The following is a 21,708-nucleotide window of genomic DNA, read 5'->3' on the forward strand; positions in this document are numbered from 1 at the left end:
GTATATAAAATAAACAATTTAAGTATTTACAAATAGAAGAATTTGTGGTATTATGTAAACATACCACAAAAAAAGAAGGTGATCTTTTGGCTACAAAACAGACTTTAGACAAAATAAGAAAAAGTATAGAAAAGCACCTAGGAGAAAGAATAGTTTTAAAAGCTAATAAGGGAAGAAAAAAGATTGTAGTTAAGCATGGAGTAATAGAAAATGCTTACCCAAATGTATTTGTAGTTAGAATTGACGGTTCAAATAACAATCATACAAGAGTTTCATATAGTTATTCAGATATACTAACATCAACAGTAAAATTACAAGTTTATAAAAGTTCTACAAAAACAAATGTATCTTAAAAATTCTACCAAATTAATTTGGTGGAATTTTTTTTTATATTTGAAAATACATTATAGTATGAGTGAATATATATAATTTAGGGGGGATAATAATGGAGCTTATAAAAGATACAATAAAAGTAGACAGCAAGGTAGATTTAGGAAGACATAAAACATTCTTAGAATGGGATGTACTAGTTCCTGATATAAAAGAAGATGTATTTGAGATCGTAAAAGCAGAAGGATACATATCACTAAAAAAAGAAGATGTGATGGATGGAAAAATAGTTCTAAGAGGAGACTTAAACTACAACATAATTTACCTTACACAAGATAAAAAAGTTGTTAGTTTAGTTGGAAAAACAGATTTTAATCAGGCGATTGAAAAAGAGTTTGTAAAATCAGGAATGAGAACACTTTTAGATACGGAAATAGAGCATATAGACTGCAATATAACTAATGAGAGAAAACTTAAATTAGGGGCAGTTGTAAACGTAAAAGGACATTTATTTGAAAGAGAAAAAATAGATATAATAAGACAAATAAGTGAACTTGAGGATATTCAAACATATAAAGAAGAGATAGAGTATGAAAATATAATAGGAATAGAAACAGGAGAAAGTACAGTAAGAGAAACTATACACTTAGAAGAAAATTTAGATGTATCTGAAGTTATATCGTTAAGTCCAAAAGTTATATTAAAAGAAACAAGAATATCAGACAACAAGTTAATACTAGGGGGAGCTTTAGAACTTTATCCAGTATTTTTATCAAAAGAAGGTAAAATAGTAAAATACTCAAACAAGAGCATAGACTTTACACAATTTGTTGAAGTTCCAGGTGCTTGTGAGGGAATGAGAGACGATATAGTATTAAATATTTCTGAAGTTAAATTTAACCTAAAAGAAGAAGATGGAAAAATATCATTGCTAGAAATTGAATCTACAATAAGATCAAAATGTAAAGTATCAGAAAATGTAACAAAAGAAATATTAAAAGATGCTTATTGTCCATATAGAAAATTAAAACTAGAAGGAAAAGATGTAACTTTAAGCAAAGTTGTATCATCAGGTAAAGAAGAATTTTTAATAAAAGAAACAATACAAAATGATAGAGATGATATACAAATAAAAGAAATACTAAATGTAACATCAGACTTACTAGTGACAGAAAACATAATTTTAGAAGGCAAAAACATAATAGAAGGAATTATATCAGTAAACATAGATTATGTTCCAGAAGAAGCATTAAGACCTATTTATAGCATAAAAGAAGAAATTCCTTTTAAATATTCAATAGATATAGAAAATTGTCAAGAAACAATGGTTCCATACAATAAAGTTTATATAAAAGATATAAATTATAATCTTTTAAAAGGAGAAATAGAGCTTCAAATAAAAGGAATTTGCAGTTATGAAGTCCAAGAAAATAAAAAGTATAGATTCTTAGTAAGTGGTGAGCTTCAGGAAACATTAGATAATGTAAAAAGAGCAAGTATTACTATATACGTAAGTAAAGAAGGAGAAACTTTATGGGATGTTGCAAAAAGATATAATGCAACTTTAGAAGAAATAGCTAGTGCAAATGATTTAGAAGTTAATTCAGTATTAAAAGAAGGGCAGTGTTTAATTATAGAGAAAAAAGTAGTTTGTGAAATATAGGGCTTTGCCCTATTTTTTTTCTTTAAATTTTCAATTTGTAGTATAATATAGTGTAATAGATTATAAGGAGGTATTATGGTGGGTGTAAAGTTAAAATCTAGAGCAAAGATAAATCTATCAATAGATGTAGTAGGAAAAAGAGAAGATGGCTATCACTTTGTTGAAATGATAATGCAGACCATAGATTTATATGACTCTATTTACATAGAGGAAATATGTGAAGACAAAATAATAATACATAGTAAAAATAAATGTGTTCCTCTTGATGAAAACAACATAATGCACAAGGCAGCTGATATGATAAAGAAAAAATTTAATATAGAAAAAGGTATAAAGATAAACCTTGAAAAAAATATACCAATAGCTGCAGGCATGGCAGGAGGTAGCTCAAATGCAGCTGCTGTATTAGTTGGATTAAATACACTTTGGAATTTAAATATGAATGAACAAGACCTTTTAGACTTAGGGCTAAAGCTTGGAGCTGATGTGCCATTTTGTATAAAAGGAGGAGCTGCACTAGCTGAAGGAATAGGTGAAAAATTAACTCCTATAGATACTGTTGAAGGTATTTTCATATTGATATGTAAGCCAGATATATCTGTATCCACTAAAGATGTATACAAACAACTAGATATGTCAATTGTAAATGAAAGACCTAATACACAAAAGATACTAAATTATATAAAGGAAAAGGATATATTAGGTTTATCTAGCAATATGAAAAATGTTTTAGAAAGTGTTACAGAAAAAAAATATCCTGTCATAAGAAAAATAAAAGATGAAATGTTAAAAAATGGAGCATTAGGAAGTATGATGACAGGAAGTGGACCTACTGTATTTGGTATATATAAAGATAAAGAAAAGGCAAACTATGCAAAAGATATACTAAAGAATAACTACAAAGAAACATATGTTGTAGCTACCTATAATGGAGGGATTGAAATTGGACGATAAGTTAGAAAAATTAAAACTTGAAAATTATAAACCTTTAAGAGAAATAGTGTTTGAACATATAAGAGAGGCTATATTAACAGGAAAATTAAAACCTGGACAAAGACTTATGGAAGTGCAACTTGCAGAACAGCTAGGGGTAAGTAGAACTCCTGTAAGAGAAACTATAAGAAAGTTAGAACTTGAAGGACTTGTAGTAATGATACCAAGAAAAGGAGCATATGTTGCCGATGTATCTTTAAAAGATATTATAGAAGTTTTAGAAATAAGATCAGCACTTGAAGGGTTAGCAGCTTCACTTGCTGCAGATAGAATGAGTGATGAAGATATTGAAAAATTAGAGATAATATCTTATCAATTTAAAGATAGCTTAGAAAAGCAAAATTTACAACAAATAATTGAAAAAGACGTAGAATTTCACGATTTAATATTTCAATCTACAAACAATCAAAAACTTATACAAATGAATAATTCATTAAGAGAGCAAGTTCATAGATTTAGAATTACTTATATATCAGATTTTGATACATCAAAAGATTTACTAAAAGAACACAAACATATAGTAGAAGCTATAATAAATAGAGATTCAGAAAGTGCAATGAAATATGCTATGCACCATATAGAAAATGCTCAAAACTTCATAATAGAAAGATTTAGAAAGAAAAATAAGGTCTAAATTTTTAGATCTTATTTTTTTGTATTAAAAAAAATGTTTTGGGAAAATTAAAAATACATAACAGTTTTATGGAGATGATACATATGTATAGTTTTTTTCTTATTTTGTTTTCAGGGGTATTTTTATATTTTGCCGACGCAAAAACTTTAAAAATTAAAGGGCTTATTAAAGAATATAAAATAGCAAAATTTTTAGGGTTAGTGTATATCATAGGATCGTTTGGATATTTAGTTTATTCAGGATTAAGGAGGTGATTTGATTGAAAATATTAAAACAATCACATCAGTTAAGCTCAAAGCTTGAAATCATTCAAACTGAGTTTAAAGACTGTGATGATTTAGTTATAAGAGAGTTTGAAGTTGGATCGGAAAATGAAGTAAAAATGGCTCTTGTATACATAGACGGACTTGCAGATAAGGTTCTTGTAGGAAATAGTGCACTTGAAAATTTAATAGTAAGTTCAAGAATAGCTCAGCCTGATAAGATAAAAGAAGATATAAAAGAGTTTGTAAAAAATAAAACATTAGCAATAACAGAAATAAAAGAAATAGAAGATATAAATGAAGCTATAGACAATATATTATCAGGAGAGACAGTTCTTTTTATAGACAATGTAAAAGAAATAATAGTTTTATCATCTAGAGGATGGCCTACAAGATCTGTATCAGAGCCTCAAACAGAAACAGTTATAAGAGGACCAAGAGATGGCTTTACAGAGACTTTAAAGATGAATACATCTTTAGTAAGAAGAAGAATAAGAGATACAAAGCTTAAAGTTAAAACATTATCACTAGGAAAAAGATCAAAAACAGATACAGTAATAATGTATATAGAAGATATAGTAAATGAAAAAGTTCTAAAAAGAGTAGAAGATAGGCTAAATACTATAGATATAGACTCTATAAAGGAAAGTGGAGATGTAGAACAGTTAATAGAAGATAACTGGTTAAGTTTATTTCCTCAAATTCAAAACACAGAAAGACCAGACGTTGTAGCAGCAGCATTATATGAGGGAAGAGTTTGTATAATGGTAGACAATACGCCATTTGCACTTATCGCTCCAGCAACTTTAAATGTTTTTTTACATTCTCCAGAAGACTATTATGAAAGATGGATAATATCTACAATAATAAGAACTCTTAGAGTTATAGCAACTAGTGCATCTCTTTTTCTTCCAGCTTTATATATAGCTGTAACTTCATATCATCCAGGAATGTTACCAACAGCTCTTACTTTATATGTGGCAGGAACTAGAATGGGAGTTCCATTTCCTGCATTTACAGAAGCTCTTTTAATGGAAGGAACTCTTGAACTTTTAAGAGAAGCAGGAATAAGGCTACCAGGTCCTATAGGATCTACAATAGGTATTGTAGGAGGGCTTGTTATAGGTCAAGCAGCAGTTGAAGCAGGAATAGTAAGTCCCCTTATGGTTATAATTGTAGCAATAACTGCTATATCATCTTTTGCAACGCCTAGTTATAACATGGCTATAGGATTTAGGATATTAAGATTTATGTTTATGATTTTAGCATCTATTTTGGGTCTTTATGGAATAATAATTGGATTTTTGGTTGTTGCAATTCACCTTGCAAGTTTAAAAAGCTTTGGAATTCCATATTTTGAGCCTTTCAGTGCAATGGGAGAGCATACCTTAGACTTAAAGGATGCAGTATTTAGAAGCCCGCTATCTACTATGAAATTTAGACCAAGGTCTTTTACAAATAAAAACTTAGTTAGATCACAAGATAAAAGAAAAGAACAGTACGGAGAGGATGATGTAGATAGATGATATCTTCAAAAGAGAAAATAACAACATCTCAAGCAATAACATTTCTTATGGTATGTATAATAGGATCGGGAACCCTAACTTTACCTAGAGTTTTAGTAGATGAAGTTGGAGGAGATGGGCTATTAGTACTTATTATATCTACAGCTATAATGCTTTCTTTAGGATATTGCGTTTATAAAGTTATAAGCTATTTCCCAAACAAAAGCTTTATTCAAATAGCTTCAATACTTTTGACAAAACCTGTAGCTTACGTACTTTCTTTCATGTATATAATTACGTATATAATCTTTGGGTCAGTTATATTTAGAATATTAGCAGAAGTTACAAAGATGTATATGCTAAGAAATACACCAACAGAAGTTATAATAATAACTATGTTAATTGTAAGCTTATATGCTATAAGAGCAGGTATAGAGCCAGTAGCTAGACTATCTCAAATATTTATTCCTCTAACAATAATTCCAATAGTTTTAGTAATACTTCCAGAACTTAGAAATGCAGATTTTTCAAATTTACTTCCCTTTTTTCAATCAAGTCCTTTAAGTCTTGCAACATCAGTTCGAAATGTAGTTTTTTCGTTTGCAGGATTTGAGATAATGCTTTTGATAGGAGTATTTTTATCAAGGCCTTCAAGGGGGTTTGAAATACAATATAAGACTATAATTCCTGTTGGATTGTTTTATATTTTTATATTTATTTCATCAGTAGCATTGTTTGGGCAAGTAGAAGTAACTCATATGCTATGGCCAACCCTTACTTTAGTAAAACTTATAGATATTCCAGGAGCGTTTTTACAAAACTTAGATGCTGTAGTTATGGCATCGTGGGTTATTCTTATATTTATGAGTATAGTTCTTACTATGTATAGCGCTACTATAATGATGACTGATTTATTAAACTCAAAAGAACACAGTTATTTAGTAATGCCATTAGCTCCAATAATTTATTTTCTTGCTTTATACCCTAGTAACCTTGCACAACTTTATGATATGTTTTCGCACATAGCAGTTATAGTACTAGAAACTACGATTATAATAATAACTCCTATTATACTTTATTTATCTCTTTTGATAAAAAAGAGGGTGGGTAAAATATGAATAAAATTTTAATATTTATATTGATAATGGTGAATACTTTTATGCTATCGGGTTGCTGGGATAAAGTAGAAATCGATGAAAGAGGGTTTGTACTTGTAATAGGTGTAGATAAAGTAACAGAAGAAGAAAAGCAAAGTGAGAAAGATAGAATAAAGGTTTCGCTTAAAGTTCCAAATGTAGGATTAATATCAGGAAAAAGCGAGCTTGGAACAGAATCTTCTTTTTATTACGAAGAAATAGGATCAAATTTAAGTTTTACAATAGAAAAAATAACAGCTAAGGCACCGTTTAATATAACACTAGATCATACAAAGGTTATAGTATTTGGAAAGTCGCTACTACAAGATTCTCATACTTTAATAGAAGTACTAGATGGAATTGAAAGGGATAGTAGATTTTCTAGAAAAATGATATTTGTTGGAGCTGAAAAATATGCAACAGATATCTTAAAATTAGAGCCTAAAGAAAATCCTCTAGTTGGGATTTATCTAAAAAGCATATTAGATCTTGAAATAAAAGAAGGAAGAGCAATAGATGGAAACTTAAATAAAATAATGTATCAAATACACGAAAGTGGTTCATCTATTTGGCCGTATATAAGGGTTTCTGAAGACAAAAGAGGAATAGAAATAATGGGAGCATATGTACTTAGAGATAATGAACTAATAGGGGAGCTTTCCTACAAAGAGGCCGTAAGATTTAATGCTTTAACAAAGAAAACACAAGAAGTAGGAGAAATAGATATAATATATGAAGGCATTTTAACAAGCTATGAAGTTTATAATACAAAAAATAGTTTTAAAGTAGATGTAGAGGATAATAATTTAGTTTTAAACATAAAAATAGAGACCGAAGGAGATATAGTTCAGCACAAAATAGGAATAATAGGATTGACACTTGATGATAAAGCAATACAAGAAATGGAAAAAATGATTGAAAGAAAAATAGAAGAAAGATTTATGGGTGTAATAACAAAACTGCAAAAAGAATTCGAAACTGATGTATTAGGGGTTAGGATATATCTAAAAAAATATAATCCTAAATTTTACAAGCAAATAGAAGATAATTTTAACGATTATTTTAGTGCGATGAAAGTAAACCTAGAAATTGATAGCAAAATTAGAAGAGTAGGTATAGTTAAATAAAAATAGGAAATAATGATAATAGTACAAAACTTAAGGGGGAATAAATTATGAAAAAAAGTTTTATTATTATCATTATACCTATTTTTTTATTTGTATCTTTAGGAATATACTTAAAAGATATATATCAAAATAAAGAAAACTATAAAGCTAAACTAATAAGATTTCATGTAATTGCAAACAGCGATTCAAAAGAAGATCAAGATCTTAAATTAAAGGTAAGAGATAAAGTAATAGAGTATTTATCTCCAATGCTAGAAAATTCTAAGAGTATAGAAGAAACTAAACAGATAATAAAAGAAAATATTGAAAATATAAAAAGTATAGCAAAACAAGAGGTTTTAGGAAATGATTTAGATTATGATGTAGCAGTTGAATTAGGATATAGCAACTTTCCAACTAGAAAATATTCTAATATAGTTTTACCAGCAGGAAATTATCAAACTTTAAAAGTTATAATAGGAGATGGAATTGGAAAGAATTGGTGGTGCGTTATGTTTCCTCCACTTTGTTTTATAGACATAAACAGTGGAATAACAGATCAAAAAACAGAGCAGAATTTAAAGAGTGTACTTACAGATGAAGAATACAGCATGATTGTAGTAGATACAAATGAAGTAAAACTTAAATTTAAAATAGTAGAGGTCATAGAGAAATTGAAAAATACAAGTTTTCAAATAACGATGGGACGATAAGGAGGTTAAATATGCGAAAAGCTCTTTTAATAGTCTGTACGATTTTTATAGTATGCTTTTCTTTAGTTACTGTATTTATAAATGACTATATATCTTATGCGCAATCAAATATATTTTGGGGATCTAGAGGAGAAGAAGTAAGAATTGTTCAAGATAAACTAAAAAGATGGGGCTATTATGATGGAGCTGTTGATGGAATTTATGGATATAGAACTTTCTTGGCAGTTAGAAGCTTTCAGCAAAAAAATGGATTAAAAGTGGATGGAATAGTAGGGCCTCAGACTAGAGAAGCTTTGGGAATGCCAGTAGCTACACCTGCTAGTAGAGGAGGTAGTAGATCAGATGATGTTTACCTTCTTGCAAGAGCTATAACAGGAGAAGCAAGAGGAGAGCCGTATACAGGACAAGTTGCAGTAGGAGCAGTTATATTAAATAGGGTCAGAGATCCTAGATTTCCAAACTCGATAGCATCGGTTATATATCAGCCAGGAGCATTTACATCTGTTGCTGATGGTCAGATAAATATGGAACCTGTAGAATCTTGTATTAGAGCAGCAAGAGATGCTTTGAATGGATGGGATCCAACAGGAGGAGCTCTTTACTTTTGGAACCCAGCAAGGTCTACAAGTGAATGGATATGGAGATTAAAACCTACACTAAAAATAGGTAAACACTGGTTTGCAAAAGGACCTTATTAAAGGGGTGATAACTTGAGTTTAAAAACAAGGTTTAATATAATACTTGGAGTTTTTATAGTATCACTTTTATGGGGAATAGCTCAATACTCAGAAAAAGTTGATTACAAAACTCATTTAGATAATCAGTATCAAAGAATGTTTTTTGATTTAGTAGGGCACATACAAAATATTGAAACAGATCTTGCAAAGATAAATGTAAGTACATCTCCAAGGCAAAATATAATGCTTTTAACTAGTACAACTAGTCAATGTTACTGGGCACAGGAAAAAATGTCACAGCTGCCATTTGATCATGCATCAATTACAAAAACAGAGAAATTCTTAAGCCAGGTAGGAGATTATGCAACTGCACTTGCTAAAAATGCTTTAGAAGATAAAATGCTATCAGATGAAGAAAGAAAAATGTTATATAAACTTCAAACTCATGCTAAAGAGTTAGGTGATGAACTTAGAAAACTATCAAAGAATATATCATCAGGTAAAGTACAAGCTTTTGATATAAGAAAGGCAAAGAAAACAATCAAGAAAGTAAACAAAGATATGATAGCTACAACAGCAGCAAGAATAGAAGAAAGAATGCAAGAATATCCAGAGCTTATATATGATGGACCTTTCTCAGAACATATAGACAAGATAAAGCCTAAACTTGAAGGGCCAACTGTTGATAAAGACAAGGCGAAAAAGCTAGCCCTTGAGTTTTTAAAGGATAAAAATATAAAGGATCTAGTGTACGAAGGAAAAATAAAAAATGTTTCTATACCTGGCTATGTATTTACAAAAGGATCTGTAAGCATAACTATGAGTGAAAAAGCTGGAAAACCTATATTAATGGTAGATTCAAGAGATATAGGAAAACCTAAAATATCAAGACAAGATGCACTTAAAATAGCTAGGGAATTTTTAGATAAAAAAGGATTTGAGAATATGGTAGCCACATACTTTGAATCAGTAGGTGGTGAGATGACTGTAAATTTTGCTTACAAACAAGGAAATGTCACTGTATATACAGATTTAATAAAAGTTAAAGTAGCTCTTGACAATGGAGACATTATAGGTTTTGAATCTCAAGGATATCTAACAAGTCACCACAAAAGAGATATTCCAAAGCCTAAGATTACACCTAAAGAGGGACAGCAAAGTATTGTTGAGGGAGCTGAGGTTAAAAAGACAAAACTTGCTATAATTCCTACAGAAGGAAAAAGTGAAAGGCTTTGTTATGAATACCAAGTTAGTTATGAAGGAAGAGACTTTTTAATATATGTAGATGCATTAACAGGAAAACAACAAAAAATACTTCAGCTTATAAGAAATCAAAATGGAACATTAACGATATAAAGAAGCTTAAAGCTTCTTTATTTTTTTTGTAAAATAAAATATAATCAGTAGAGTGAATTTTTCATATAATATAAATTAATATATTTTGAGAGAAGGTGTTTTGTATGAAAAAAAATGTAGCATTAATTTTTGGTGGAAAGTCTGGAGAGCATGAAGTTTCACTAAGTTCAGCTTGTTCGATATACAACAATATAGATAAACAAAAATATAATATATATACTATAGGAATTACAAAACAGGGAGATTGGATGTATTATGAAGGAGATAGTGAAAATATAAAAAATGGAAATTGGGTTAATCTAAGCAATAAAAATGCTAAAATAAACTTAATACCAACTAAGGATAAAAAAATTGGAATTGAAGTTGAAGATAAGTTTTATGAAATAGATGTTTTTTTCCCTGTTATTCATGGACCTTATGGAGAAGATGGAACTATACAAGGGTTATTTGAGATAAGTAATATCCCTTATGTAGGGTGCTCGGTTTTATCTTCAAGCATTGGAATGGATAAAATTATGTGCAAAAAGATATTTAAAGAAGGAAATTTACCTCAAGTTGAATTTGCATATACAACTGAATTTGAATTTAAAAAAGATAAAGAAAAAGTTATATCAGATATTGAAAAGTCAATAAAATACCCAATGTTCGTAAAACCTGCTAATTTAGGATCAAGCGTTGGAATATCAAAAGTTAAAACTAAAGACGAGCTTGAAAAAGCGATAAGTGAGGCCTTAAAATATGATAGAAGGGTTATAATAGAACAAGGAATAAATGCAAGAGAAATAGAAGTATCTGTTCTTGGAAATGATGAAGTTTATGCATCTGTTGCGGGAGAAATAATACCAGCAAAAGAATTTTATGATTATGAAGCAAAATATATAAGTGAGTCTTCAAAACTTTTAATACCAGCTTCAATAGATGAAAATTTAATGGAAAAAGTAAGAGATATGGCTATAAAAGCTTTTAAAATGATAGATGGATGTGGGCTTGCAAGGGTAGATTTTTTCATAGACAAGGATACTAATGAAATATATATAAACGAAATAAATACAATGCCAGGTTTTACAAAAATAAGTATGTATCCAAAACTTTGGGAAGCTTCGGGTATAAAATATAAAGATTTAATAGATAAACTTATAGATCTTGCAATCGAAAGATTTAACCAAAAAAACAGTAAAGAGGTGTGTAAATAGTTAAAAAATATTTATAAATTCATATAAAAACCTTATAATTTTTATAATATCATGTTATGATTATTATGAGGTGATGGAAATGAAATATTATAGTATAGGTGAATTTGCTAAGTTGATAGGAAAAACAGAGCAAACAAAGCTAAGAAAATGATTAAGGTGCTATTAGAAGATGATTAAGACTTACAAAGTTAAGCTTTTACCTAACAATAAACAACGAACAAAGCTATTCGAGTGTGCAGGTGTGGCAAGATGGACATATAACTTTGCGTTAGCAACACAGCAAGAAAATTATAAAAAGGGTGGTAAGTTTTTAAACGATGGTGAGATTAGAAAAAGATTAACAGAGTTAAAAAAACAAAAAGAATACTCATGGCTTAACAATTACTCAAATAATATAACAAAACAAGCTATAAAAGATGCCTGTATTGCATATAAAAACTTCTTTGAAGGTAGAGCAAACTTTCCTAAGTTTAAGTCAAAAAAGAAAAGTAAGCCAAGCTTTTATCAAGATACAATAAGTACAGGACAAAAGTACAAAAACATAAATAAAACAAGTAAAGTTAAAAAACTTGAGAAAAGACAAAAAAGATTACAAAAAAAGCTATCTAAAAAATATGAATTAAACAAAATTCAAATGAACGGAGGTGAATACCGTTACAGAAAAACTAACAATATAAAAAAGTTAGAATTCCTTGTTTTAAAAATGAGAAGAAGGCTTAAAAACATAAGGCATAATTATATTCATCAAATAACTGCATCTTTGGTGAAAGCCAAGCCAGAATATGTAGTTATGGAAAAGTTAAATACTTGTGGGATGTTAAAGAATAAAAGATTATCAAAATCGATACAAGAGCAGCTATTTCACGAATTTAAAAGACAAATGGGATATAAATGCGCCTTAAATGATATAAAATTTATACTTGCAGATACATTCTATCCTTCATCTAAAACTTGTAGCAGTCGGGAATTTAAGCCTTCGGAGTGTTAAACCAAACAGGAGTAGATTTTTCGAAACTGGACACGATGAACAAGGAAGGAAACATAAACTTTTATAAGGTTTGATAAGAACCTTATAGAGTTTTATAAGTTTTCTGTAACGGTGTAGAGTGTGAAGAATAATCCAATAGGAGTATTTGACTCAGGTATAGGAGGACTTACTGTATTAAAAGAAATTATGGATGTTCTTCCTAATGAAGATATAGTTTATTTTGGAGATACAGCTAGAGTTCCTTATGGTCCTAGATCAAAAGAAACTGTAACTAAATATACTTTTCAGTGTATAAATTTTTTACTTACTAAAAATATAAAGGCTATAGTTATAGCATGTAATACTGCTACGGCAAGAAGCTTAGATAAGGCAAAGGAAAAATATGACATCCCTATAATAGGAGTTGTAGAAGCTGGAGCTAAAACTGCAGCTTCTATTACGAAGAATAAAAAAATAGGTGTAATAGGAACAGAAGGTACTATAAACTCAAGAGCATATGAAGTTGAAATAGAGAAAATAGATCCTAAAATAAGTATAATAGGAAAGTCATGCCCTTTATTTGTACCGATAGTAGAAGAAGGCTGGGCAGATACAGATATAGCATATATGGCTGCAACTAGGTATTTACAGGATTTAAAAAATGAAAATATAGATGCTTTAGTTTTAGGCTGTACTCACTATCCTCTTTTAACTAATACAGTAGCTAAAGTTATGGGTAATAGCGTAACACTTGTTAATCCTGCTAGAGAGACAGCTAAGGATTTAAAAAATGTTTTAATGAAGGAAGGCTTGTTAAGAGAAGAAAATAAAACTCCTAAATATGAGTATTATGTTTCGGATGGACCAGATAAGTTCAAACAAATAGGCGAAAATTTCTTGAAAAAAACTATAGACAATATAAATCTTGTTGAAATCCACAGGTATTAGTGATAGAATAATCAAGCGTAAAATTAGATTGCCAATTGGTGATCTAATTTTTTTAACCGTTGATTAGATGGGGTGAATTTATGAAAGATGAAAGAATTATAAAAATAAAGACTACTCAGATAGATTCAAAAGGAGAAAAAGAAGAAATAGAGCTTATAACAAATGGAAAAGTATATTTTAAAAACAATTTTATTTATATAATGTATGAAGAAACAAAACTTTCAGGTATGGAGGGAACTACTACTACTCTTAAAATAGGAGATAACTCTGTTGTAATGAAAAGATTTGGGAATAATAATTCTCAGATGATCTTCGAGAAAGGAAAAAGGTTTAAAACAAGCTACAAAACTTCTTACGGAAGCTTAAAAATGGAAACATTAACTCAAGTAGTTGATGTTAAAAAAGATGAAAATCTTGATAATATAAATATTGATATAATTTATGATATAAACATATCTGGATTATTTGAGGGGAAAAATATAATGACTATAAGTGTAAGTTAGGAAGTGAAAGTATGAAAACAGTTATTATGTCTATGATAACAGGAATTATAGTTGGAATAATATTTACAATGCTTAAATTTCCAATTCCAGCACCTCCAACAATAGAAGCTTTTATGGGTATATTTGGAGTGTGGGCTGGAGCAGCAATTGTCGATAGATTAAGCAAATAAAAGAAGGTGATATTATGGATATTTTATTAGCAATAAAAGCTACTATAGCAGGTGCTATACTAGGCGCTATATTTCAAAAATTAAAATTACCACTTCCAGCACCTCCTGTTTTTCCTGGAGTTGTAGGAGTATTAGGAGTTTTAGTTGGAAGTAAAATAGCTCAATTTTTTTAGGTAGTGAATTTCACTACCTTTTTAAATCTTTCAAAGAAAGACTTTGTTATAACACATAGGAAATTATATACTTTAATAAATTGTGAGAAAGTTATAATTTCCGTAATGTGTTTCAACAAAGGCTTCTTTTTAAATCTTTTAAAGAAAGCCTTTGTTATTTTATATTAAAAAATGGTATTATAAATATAGCACATTAAATATATTTTTATATTTTAGAAGGAAAGAAGGTTGTTAAATCGAATTTTAAATAGAATTAAAATTTAAGTTACAAGAGGGAACTAGTATGATAATAGATAAAATAAGAAAAACTATAGAAAGATATAATCTATTAGATTATAAAGACAGCGTAGTAGTAGGACTTTCAGGAGGTCCTGATTCTGTTTGTCTTTTACATATATTAAATGAGTTAAAAAGAGAATACGATCTAAAGATATATGCAGCTCATTTAAATCATAAAATAAGAGGTATAGAAGCTCAAAAAGATGCAATTTATTGTGCAAAATTATGTGATGATATGAACATACATTGCTTTATAAGAGCGATAGATGTTCCAAAATATTGCAAAGAGAATGGTTATTCGATAGAAGAAGGTGCAAGAATTTTAAGATATAATATGTTCTTTGAAATAAAACAAAAGGTTGGTGCAAATAAAATAGCAGTAGCACACAACTTAAATGATCAAATAGAAACTATACTAATGAGAGTTATAAGGGGAACAGGATTAGATGGACTAAAGGGTATACAGCACAAAAGAGATGATGTTATAATAAGACCCTTACTTGATATAAAAAGAGATGAAATAGAAAAATACTGCAGCGAAAACAATTTAAATCCTAGGATAGATCAGTCAAATTTAGAAGATGTATACACAAGAAATAAAATTAGATTAAGATTAATTCCTTATATAGAGGAAAACTTTAATCCAAACTTAAATGAATCAATATCAAGAATGGTAACCCTATTAAAAGATGACAGCGACTTTTTAGATAAAGAATCTGAAAAAGTATTTAATGATATATGCAAAAAGGAAGATAGTCAAACAATAAAAATTAATGTAAACACTTTTAACGGTGTTCATAAAGCTATTAAAAATAGAATTATAAGAAAGTGCATAAATTTTGTAATAGGAAATATAAAAGGAATAGAGCAAAAACATATAGAAGATGTACTAGAGCTTATTCAAAACCAAAAAACGGACTTAAAGATAAACCTACCAAAAGGACTTATAGTCTATAAAAAAGATGAAGAAATTATATTTACAGATAAAGAAATAAAACATGAACAGATAAACTATTCATATAAAGTACCTAAAAGTGGGTTTATAAAAATAAAAGAGTTAAATATGATAGTTGAAACTAAAATGCTAGACAAACATGAAGTTGAATTAAACAAAGAAGATAAATACACAAAGTATTTTGATTTTGACAAGATTTCAGGGCAACTTGAAATTAGAAATAGAAAAGATGGAGACAAAATAAAATTACTTGGGTTAGGGGGGAGTAAGAAGCTAAAAGATTTATTCATTGACTTAAAAATTCCAAAAGATGAAAGAGGAAAAATTCCTATTTTATGTGATGAAAAAGGGATCATTTGGCTTGTTGGATATAGGATGAGTGAGGATTATAAGATCGATAAAACGACAAAGAAAGTACTAAGGGTAAGTATTGAAAATGTGTAACTTATCTGTGTTGTACTTTAACAACAATTATGTTACAATAAGAAAATATATTCAGCTAGGAGAGGAGGACTCTTTTTGAAGAAATTTTTTAGGGGAGCAAGTTTTTACTTACTTATATTTATAATAATAGTATCTATAGTTCAATTTTATGGGAAGCCTGCTCAAGAGGTTATACAGCTGGACTTTTCGCAAGTTTATCAAAAAATAGAAAAAGAAGATGTAAGTGAGATTAGCTTTACTAATGAGATAATAGAAGGAAAAATTAAAAGTACAGGTCAAAGGTTTAGATCTTATCTTCCTTACCCTGTAAGTAAAGATAATCTTTCAGATATTTTACTACAGCAAGTTTCTCAAGGAAAATTAGTTTTAAGTGGACAGCCAGAACCAAAAACACCTTGGTTCTTTGAAATTCTTCCATCTATATTTATGATACTTATATTTATAGTATTTTGGTTTGTGTTTATGCAACAGTCACAGGGTGGAGGAAGTAGAGTTATGAATTTTGGTAAGTCTAGAGCAAAAATGCATAAACCAGATGAAAAGCATAAAGTTACATTTGATGATGTTGCAGGATTAAATGAAGAAAAAGAGGAACTTCAAGAAGTTGTAGATTTTCTTAAAAATCCTAAGAAATATATAGAACTTGGAGCTAGGATACCAAAGGGAATACTTATGGTAGGACCTCCAGGAACAGGAAAGACATATCTTTCAAAAGCTGTAGCTGGAGAGGCAGGAGTTCCGTTTTTTAGCATAAGTGGTTCAGACTTTGTTGAAATGTTTGTAGGAGTTGGAGCATCTAGGGTAAGAGATTTATTTGAACAGGCAAAAAAGAATGCGCCTTGTATAATATTCATAGACGAAATAGATGCTGTTGGTAGAAAAAGAGGAGCAGGACTTGGTGGAGGACATGACGAAAGAGAACAAACCTTAAACCAATTACTTGTAGAAATGGATGGATTTGGAATAAATGAAGGGATTATAATAATGGCTGCAACTAACAGACCAGATATATTAGACCCAGCTCTTTTACGTCCGGGAAGATTTGATAGAGAAATTACAGTAGGACCTCCAGATGTAAAGGGAAGAGAGCAAATTCTTAGAGTTCATTCAAAAACTAAGCCTTTAGCAGATGATGTAGATTTAAAAGTATTAGCAAGAAGAACGCCAGGATTTACACCTGCAGATATAGAAAACCTTATGAACGAAGCAGCTATACTTACAGCAAGAAAAAGACAAACAAAAATTCAAATGGAAACTATTGAAGAAGCTATAACTAAAGTTATAGCAGGACCTGCTAAAAAGTCTAGAGTTATAAGTGAAAAAGAAAGAAAATTAACTGCATACCATGAGGCGGGCCATGCAGTAGCAGCTAAGCTATTACCTACTGCAGATCCTGTTCACCAAGTAACAATAATTCCAAGAGGAAGAGCTGGCGGATTTACTATGCAACTTCCTAAGGAAGATAAGTACTATGCTACAAAAACTCAAATGAAAGAAAATTTAATAATTCTTTTAGGAGGAAGAATAGCAGAAGAACTTGTGCTTGAAGATATATCTACAGGAGCTCAAAATGACCTTGAAAGAGTATCTCAAATAGCAAGAGCTATGGTTACAAAGTATGGTATGAGTGAAAAACTTGGACCTATGACTTTTGGAGATTCATCTGATGAAGTTTTCTTAGGAAGAGATTTAACAACAAAGAGAAACTACTCAGAAGAAGTAGCTTCAGAAATAGATAAAGAAATAAGAAGAATAGTAGATGAAGCTTATGAAATGGCTACGAAACTTTTAAAAGAAAATATAGATAAACTTCACCTAGTAGCAAAAGCGCTTTTAAAATATGAAACTTTAGATACAGATCAATTTGAAAAGGCATTTAATGGACAGTTGCCTTTAGATGAAGAGAATAATTCAAGTGAAGACAACAATTAAAAGGCTGAAATTTTTCAGCCTTTTTTTCTTTTTGATAAAAGAAAAACGTTTTCTAGAAAAAATCTGGAATAAATGATATAATAATGTCGTAAGTTGCAATACATTAATACATATATAAAATTATAAGCTTTAAAAAAGAAGGATTTAGGCTATGAATGTAGAAAAATTATATGCAACTTAAATTTCAACAAACATTGCTTTTGAAATTAAAATTTCATAAAACAAAATTAACATAATACTTTGTTAGGAGGAAAATTTTCATGTTTGAAAAGGAAAAGCTAAGCCAAGTCAAAGAAAGTTTAGACAAGTACAGCGAGAAACTTCAAAAGACATTAGAGAAAAGACCAGAAAGAAAAGAAGTATTTGAAAGTGGTTCTGGTGAAGTTGTAAAGACTGTTTATACACCAGTAGACATTGAAGACTTTGACTATATGACTGATCTAGGAATGCCAGGAAGTTACCCTTATACAAGAGGTGTTCAACCAAATATGTATAGGGGAAGACTTTGGACTATGAGAATGTATGCTGGATTTGCAACAGCTGAAGAATCTAATAAACGTTATAAATATCTAATAGAGCAAGGTTCTATGGGACTTTCAGTTGCTTTTGACCTTCCAACTCAAATAGGATATGACTCAGATCATCCGCTATCAGAAGGAGAAGTAGGAAAAGTTGGAGTTGCTATAGACTCTCTTGCCGATATGGAAATTTTATTTGATGGAATTCCTTTAGACAAAGTTTCAACATCTATGACTATAAATGCTCCAGCAGCAGTACTTTTAGCTATGTATATAGCAGTTGCTGAAAAGCAAGGAGTAACTCCAGATAAATTAAGAGGTACTATACAAAATGACATATTAAAAGAGTATATAGCTCGTGGAACTTACATATTCCCAACAGAGCCTTCAATGAGACTTATAACAGATATATTTGAATATTGTTCAAAAAAAGTTCCTCAATGGAACACTATAAGTATTTCAGGATATCACATAAGAGAGGCAGGATCAACAGCAGCTCAAGAAGTAGGATTTACATTAGCTGATGGTATAGCTTATGTTGAAGCTGCTATAAAAGCAGGATTAGATGTTGATGTATTTGCTCCTAGATTATCATTCTTCTTTAATGCACACAATGATCTTTTAGAAGAAGTAGCTAAATTTAGAGCTGCAAGAAGACTTTGGGCTAGAATAATGAAAGAAAGATTTAATGCTAAAGATCCTAAATCTATGGCACTTAAATTCCATACTCAAACTGGAGGATCTACACTAACAGCTCAACAACCTGACAACAATATAGTTCGTGTTGCTATACAAACACTTGCAGCTGTACTTGGAGGAACTCAATCACTTCATACTAACTCAAAAGACGAAGCATTAGCTCTTCCTACAGAAGAATCAGTTAGAATAGCTCTTAGAACACAGCAAATAGTAGCTTACGAAAGTGGAGTAGCAGATACTGTAGATCCACTAGCAGGATCGTACTATATAGAAGCTAAGACTAAAGAAATAGAAGAAAAAGCTATGGAATATATAAGAAAAATTGATGAAATGGGCGGAGCTGCAAAAGCTATAGATATGGGATATATTCAACAAGAAATAATGGATTCAGCTTATAAATATCAAAAAGAGATAGAAGAAAATAAGAGAATAATAGTTGGAGTAAATAAATTCCAAATAGAAGAGCAACCTCCAAAAGGATTATTAAAAGTTGACCCAGCAGTTGGAGAGCTTCAAAAACAAAAACTTGCTAAGTTAAGACAAGAAAGAGATAACGATCTTGTAAAACAAAATCTTGAAAGACTGAAAAAAGCATGTTCTTCAGATGAGAACTTAATGCCATATATATTAGACGCTGTAAAATCATACGCTACACTTGGAGAAATTTGTGGAGTTATGAGAGAAGTATTCGGAGAGTATAAACAATCAGTTCAATTATAAAAAACCTATCTAATTTGAGGAGGAAATAAAATGGATAGACCTATAAGAGTATTAGTTGCAAAGCCAGGACTTGATGGGCATGATAGAGGAGCTAAAGTAATTGCAAGAGCATTAAGAGATGCTGGAATGGAGGTAATTTATACAGGACTTAGACAAACTCCAGAGCAAATAGTAGCAGCAGCAGTACAAGAAGATGTAGATGTTGTAGCAATGAGTATACTATCAGGAGCACATAATACTTTACTTCCAAAGGTTGTTGACCTTTTAAGAGAAGAAGGAGTTTTAGACGATATGTTAGTAATAGGTGGAGGGGTTATTCCAGATGATGATATACCTTTCTTAAAAGAAAAAGGTATAGCGGAAATATTTACACCAGGAACTCCAACATCAACTACTATAGAGTTTATAAAGGCTAATGTAAAAAGAAAATAATACCTTGCCCTTTTGGGCAAGGGAATTTAAGGCGGGATAAGCATGGAAATTATAAAAAGCTTACTTGAAGGAAACAAAAGAGCCTGTGCAAGAGCCATATCTTTAATAGAAAACGAAGAAGAAGGATACTTAAGTTTACTAAAAGATATTTATAAATATACACAAAACGCTTACATTATAGGAATAACAGGACCACCTGGAGCAGGAAAATCAACACTTACAAACCAGCTTGTTAAAGCACTAAGGAAAGAAGATAAAAAAGTTGGAATAATAGCAATAGATCCAACTAGTCCTTTTACAAAAGGAGCAATACTTGGGGACAGAATAAGAATGTCTGATATAATGCTTGATAAAAATGTATTTATAAGATCTATGGGAACAAGAGGACACTTAGGTGGACTATCAAAAGCTACTCAAGGTGCAATTAAAGTACTTGATGCTTTTGGTTGTGACTATATAATAGTTGAAACTGTTGGGGTTGGTCAGTCAGAAGTAGATATAGTAAAAAGTGCTGATACAACAGTAATGACTATGGTTCCAGGCCTTGGAGATGATATACAAGCAATAAAGGCTGGAGTTATGGAAATTGCAGACGTATTTGTTATTAATAAATCGGATAAAGATGGAGCAAAGAAAACTTATCTTGAAATACAAATGGCTTTAGATTTTAAAAAGGATTGGGATTTTAGGCCACCTGTTAGTATGGCTGTAGCTTCTGAAAATAAAGGTATAGATGAGCTTTTAGAAAACATAAAAAAACACAGAAAATATCTTGAAGAAAGTAAAAATTTATACAACAAAAGGCTTGAAAGAAACAAAATAGAAATAAATGAAATTGTTTATAGACAAATACAAAGAAAAATTAGATATATACAGGAAACTGATCATATAGAAGATCTTATCAAAAAGACTATGACAAAAGAAATTGACCCATATACTATAAGTGAACAAATAATACAAAAAATTGTAAAGGAGATGTAGAAAATGAATATAAAAAAAGTAGATCATATCGGAATTGCTGTTAAAAATTTAGATGAAGCCTTAAAATTTTATGAAAAGGTTCTAGGAATAAAATGTGAAGGGATAGAAGTAGTCGAAGAGCAAAAGGTAAAGGTAGCATTTTTACCAGTTGGAGATACTGAAATAGAACTTTTAGAATCTACATCAGAAGATGGGCCAATAGCAAAATTCATAGAAAAAAAAGGAGAAGGAATACAACATATAGCTTTAAGAGTTGATAACATACAAGAAGCTATAGAAGAAATGAAAGAAAAAGGAATAAAAATGATAGATGAACAACCAAGATACGGAGCTGGAAATGCAAAAATAGCATTTTGTCATCCAAAGAGCACAAATGGTATTCTTCTAGAACTGAGCGAAAGAAAATAGGAGGTAGCAA

Annotated in this window: 23 protein-coding genes; all 23 read left to right on the forward strand. The window is 30.0% G+C overall.

Going from position 1 to position 21,708, the window contains the following annotated elements; all coding sequences use genetic code 11:
- Positions 1 to 44 precede the first annotated feature (44 nt).
- The 23 genes from JWYL7_RS09870 (at position 45) to mce (ending at position 21,698) form a co-directional block, all read left to right on the forward strand.
- On the forward strand, positions 45 to 353 hold the full coding sequence (locus JWYL7_RS09870; protein WP_331722147.1) for a Veg family protein: 309 nt from the start codon (positions 45 to 47) through the stop codon (positions 351 to 353).
- Between the two features lie 92 nt (positions 354 to 445).
- Entirely contained in the window at positions 446 to 1,993 is a 1,548-nt protein-coding gene (locus JWYL7_RS09875) for a DUF3794 and LysM peptidoglycan-binding domain-containing protein (RefSeq protein WP_066072563.1), read from the forward strand.
- Positions 1,994 to 2,068: 75 nt separating this feature from the next.
- Positions 2,069 to 2,947: a 4-(cytidine 5'-diphospho)-2-C-methyl-D-erythritol kinase gene (gene ispE, locus JWYL7_RS09880; protein ID WP_066072565.1), complete on the forward strand. Its 879-nt coding sequence runs from the start codon at positions 2,069 to 2,071 to the stop codon at positions 2,945 to 2,947.
- The gene (locus JWYL7_RS09885; RefSeq protein ID WP_066072568.1) at positions 2,922 to 3,620 is read left to right on the forward strand and encodes a GntR family transcriptional regulator; all 699 of its coding nucleotides are present in this window, start codon (positions 2,922 to 2,924) and stop codon (positions 3,618 to 3,620) included. Before ispE ends, JWYL7_RS09885 begins: the two co-directional genes overlap by 26 nt.
- Positions 3,621 to 3,703: 83 nt before the next feature.
- Positions 3,704 to 3,874: a CLC_0170 family protein gene (locus JWYL7_RS10955; protein ID WP_416386125.1), complete on the forward strand. Its 171-nt coding sequence runs from the start codon at positions 3,704 to 3,706 to the stop codon at positions 3,872 to 3,874.
- 5 nt (positions 3,875 to 3,879) lie between these two features.
- Positions 3,880 to 5,409, forward strand: a complete 1,530-nt coding sequence (locus JWYL7_RS09890; RefSeq protein WP_072280263.1) for a spore germination protein — start codon at positions 3,880 to 3,882, stop codon at positions 5,407 to 5,409.
- Positions 5,406 to 6,506, forward strand: a complete 1,101-nt coding sequence (locus tag JWYL7_RS09895) for a GerAB/ArcD/ProY family transporter (protein WP_066072571.1) — start codon at positions 5,406 to 5,408, stop codon at positions 6,504 to 6,506. The genes JWYL7_RS09890 and JWYL7_RS09895 overlap by 4 nt, the downstream gene beginning before the upstream one ends.
- Positions 6,503 to 7,651, forward strand: coding sequence for a Ger(x)C family spore germination protein (locus tag JWYL7_RS09900; protein ID WP_066072575.1), 1,149 nt, complete (start codon positions 6,503 to 6,505; stop codon positions 7,649 to 7,651). Before JWYL7_RS09895 ends, JWYL7_RS09900 begins: the two co-directional genes overlap by 4 nt.
- A 47-nt stretch (positions 7,652 to 7,698) precedes the next feature.
- The gene (gene spoIIR, locus JWYL7_RS09905; RefSeq protein ID WP_066072578.1) at positions 7,699 to 8,343 is read left to right on the forward strand and encodes a stage II sporulation protein R; all 645 of its coding nucleotides are present in this window, start codon (positions 7,699 to 7,701) and stop codon (positions 8,341 to 8,343) included.
- 11 nt (positions 8,344 to 8,354) lie between these two features.
- A complete protein-coding gene (gene sleB / locus JWYL7_RS09910) occupies positions 8,355 to 9,041 on the forward strand; it encodes a spore cortex-lytic enzyme (RefSeq protein WP_066072581.1) in 687 nt (228 codons plus the stop codon).
- Between the two features lie 12 nt (positions 9,042 to 9,053).
- A complete protein-coding gene (gene ypeB / locus JWYL7_RS09915) occupies positions 9,054 to 10,376 on the forward strand; it encodes a germination protein YpeB (RefSeq protein ID WP_066072584.1) in 1,323 nt (440 codons plus the stop codon).
- 104 nt (positions 10,377 to 10,480) lie between these two features.
- Positions 10,481 to 11,569, forward strand: coding sequence for a D-alanine--D-alanine ligase (locus tag JWYL7_RS09920; protein ID WP_066072588.1), 1,089 nt, complete (start codon positions 10,481 to 10,483; stop codon positions 11,567 to 11,569).
- A gap of 169 nt (positions 11,570 to 11,738) precedes the next feature.
- Positions 11,739 to 12,557, forward strand: a complete 819-nt coding sequence (locus JWYL7_RS09925; protein ID WP_066072591.1) for an RNA-guided endonuclease InsQ/TnpB family protein — start codon at positions 11,739 to 11,741, stop codon at positions 12,555 to 12,557.
- Between the two features lie 120 nt (positions 12,558 to 12,677).
- Entirely contained in the window at positions 12,678 to 13,484 is an 807-nt protein-coding gene (gene murI, locus JWYL7_RS09930; RefSeq protein ID WP_066072594.1) for a glutamate racemase, read from the forward strand.
- A gap of 80 nt (positions 13,485 to 13,564) precedes the next feature.
- Positions 13,565 to 13,987, forward strand: a complete 423-nt coding sequence (locus JWYL7_RS09935; protein WP_066072597.1) for a YwiB family protein — start codon at positions 13,565 to 13,567, stop codon at positions 13,985 to 13,987.
- Positions 13,988 to 13,998: 11 nt separating this feature from the next.
- A complete protein-coding gene (locus JWYL7_RS09940) occupies positions 13,999 to 14,157 on the forward strand; it encodes a XapX domain-containing protein (protein WP_066072600.1) in 159 nt (52 codons plus the stop codon).
- A 14-nt stretch (positions 14,158 to 14,171) separates the two neighbouring features.
- The gene (locus JWYL7_RS09945) at positions 14,172 to 14,330 is read left to right on the forward strand and encodes a XapX domain-containing protein (RefSeq protein WP_066072603.1); all 159 of its coding nucleotides are present in this window, start codon (positions 14,172 to 14,174) and stop codon (positions 14,328 to 14,330) included.
- 283 nt (positions 14,331 to 14,613) lie between these two features.
- A complete protein-coding gene (gene tilS, locus JWYL7_RS09950) occupies positions 14,614 to 16,008 on the forward strand; it encodes a tRNA lysidine(34) synthetase TilS (RefSeq protein ID WP_066072606.1) in 1,395 nt (464 codons plus the stop codon).
- Between the two features lie 75 nt (positions 16,009 to 16,083).
- Positions 16,084 to 17,940, forward strand: a complete 1,857-nt coding sequence (gene ftsH, locus JWYL7_RS09955) for an ATP-dependent zinc metalloprotease FtsH (RefSeq protein WP_066072609.1) — start codon at positions 16,084 to 16,086, stop codon at positions 17,938 to 17,940.
- Positions 17,941 to 18,200: 260 nt separating this feature from the next.
- Entirely contained in the window at positions 18,201 to 19,877 is a 1,677-nt protein-coding gene (locus JWYL7_RS09960; protein ID WP_066072612.1) for an acyl-CoA mutase large subunit family protein, read from the forward strand.
- 30 nt (positions 19,878 to 19,907) lie between these two features.
- Positions 19,908 to 20,309, forward strand: a complete 402-nt coding sequence (locus JWYL7_RS09965) for a cobalamin B12-binding domain-containing protein (protein ID WP_066072615.1) — start codon at positions 19,908 to 19,910, stop codon at positions 20,307 to 20,309.
- Positions 20,310 to 20,351: 42 nt separating this feature from the next.
- The gene (gene meaB / locus JWYL7_RS09970) at positions 20,352 to 21,290 is read left to right on the forward strand and encodes a methylmalonyl Co-A mutase-associated GTPase MeaB (protein ID WP_066072618.1); all 939 of its coding nucleotides are present in this window, start codon (positions 20,352 to 20,354) and stop codon (positions 21,288 to 21,290) included.
- A gap of 3 nt (positions 21,291 to 21,293) precedes the next feature.
- The gene (gene mce / locus JWYL7_RS09975; RefSeq protein WP_066072620.1) at positions 21,294 to 21,698 is read left to right on the forward strand and encodes a methylmalonyl-CoA epimerase; all 405 of its coding nucleotides are present in this window, start codon (positions 21,294 to 21,296) and stop codon (positions 21,696 to 21,698) included.
- The last annotated feature ends 10 nt before the right edge of the window (positions 21,699 to 21,708 follow it).

Origin of the sequence: Alkalithermobacter thermoalcaliphilus JW-YL-7 = DSM 7308 (assembly GCA_001584565.1) — a bacterium.
In the GTDB taxonomy this organism is placed as follows: domain Bacteria; phylum Bacillota; class Clostridia; order Peptostreptococcales; family Peptostreptococcaceae; genus Alkalithermobacter; species Alkalithermobacter thermoalcaliphilus.

Bases quoted from the DNA above. Each gene is read 5' to 3' on its own strand.
- JWYL7_RS09875 (WP_066072563.1), top strand. From the start codon at position 446: ATGGAGCTTATAAAAGATACAATAAAAGTAGACAGCAAGGTAGATTTA.
- ispE (WP_066072565.1), top strand. From the start codon at position 2,069: ATGGTGGGTGTAAAGTTAAAATCTAGAGCAAAGATAAATCTATCAATA.
- JWYL7_RS09885 (WP_066072568.1), top strand. From the start codon at position 2,922: ATGGAGGGATTGAAATTGGACGATAAGTTAGAAAAATTAAAACTTGAA.
- JWYL7_RS10955 (WP_416386125.1), top strand. From the start codon at position 3,704: ATGTATAGTTTTTTTCTTATTTTGTTTTCAGGGGTATTTTTATATTTT.
- JWYL7_RS09895 (WP_066072571.1), top strand. From the start codon at position 5,406: ATGATATCTTCAAAAGAGAAAATAACAACATCTCAAGCAATAACATTT.
- JWYL7_RS09900 (WP_066072575.1), top strand. From the start codon at position 6,503: ATGAATAAAATTTTAATATTTATATTGATAATGGTGAATACTTTTATG.
- spoIIR (WP_066072578.1), top strand. From the start codon at position 7,699: ATGAAAAAAAGTTTTATTATTATCATTATACCTATTTTTTTATTTGTA.
- sleB (WP_066072581.1), top strand. From the start codon at position 8,355: ATGCGAAAAGCTCTTTTAATAGTCTGTACGATTTTTATAGTATGCTTT.
- JWYL7_RS09920 (WP_066072588.1), top strand. From the start codon at position 10,481: ATGAAAAAAAATGTAGCATTAATTTTTGGTGGAAAGTCTGGAGAGCAT.
- JWYL7_RS09925 (WP_066072591.1), top strand. From the start codon at position 11,739: ATGATTAAGACTTACAAAGTTAAGCTTTTACCTAACAATAAACAACGA.
- JWYL7_RS09935 (WP_066072597.1), top strand. From the start codon at position 13,565: ATGAAAGATGAAAGAATTATAAAAATAAAGACTACTCAGATAGATTCA.
- JWYL7_RS09940 (WP_066072600.1), top strand. From the start codon at position 13,999: ATGAAAACAGTTATTATGTCTATGATAACAGGAATTATAGTTGGAATA.
- JWYL7_RS09945 (WP_066072603.1), top strand. From the start codon at position 14,172: ATGGATATTTTATTAGCAATAAAAGCTACTATAGCAGGTGCTATACTA.
- tilS (WP_066072606.1), top strand. From the start codon at position 14,614: ATGATAATAGATAAAATAAGAAAAACTATAGAAAGATATAATCTATTA.
- JWYL7_RS09960 (WP_066072612.1), top strand. From the start codon at position 18,201: ATGTTTGAAAAGGAAAAGCTAAGCCAAGTCAAAGAAAGTTTAGACAAG.
- JWYL7_RS09965 (WP_066072615.1), top strand. From the start codon at position 19,908: ATGGATAGACCTATAAGAGTATTAGTTGCAAAGCCAGGACTTGATGGG.
- meaB (WP_066072618.1), top strand. From the start codon at position 20,352: ATGGAAATTATAAAAAGCTTACTTGAAGGAAACAAAAGAGCCTGTGCA.
- mce (WP_066072620.1), top strand. From the start codon at position 21,294: ATGAATATAAAAAAAGTAGATCATATCGGAATTGCTGTTAAAAATTTA.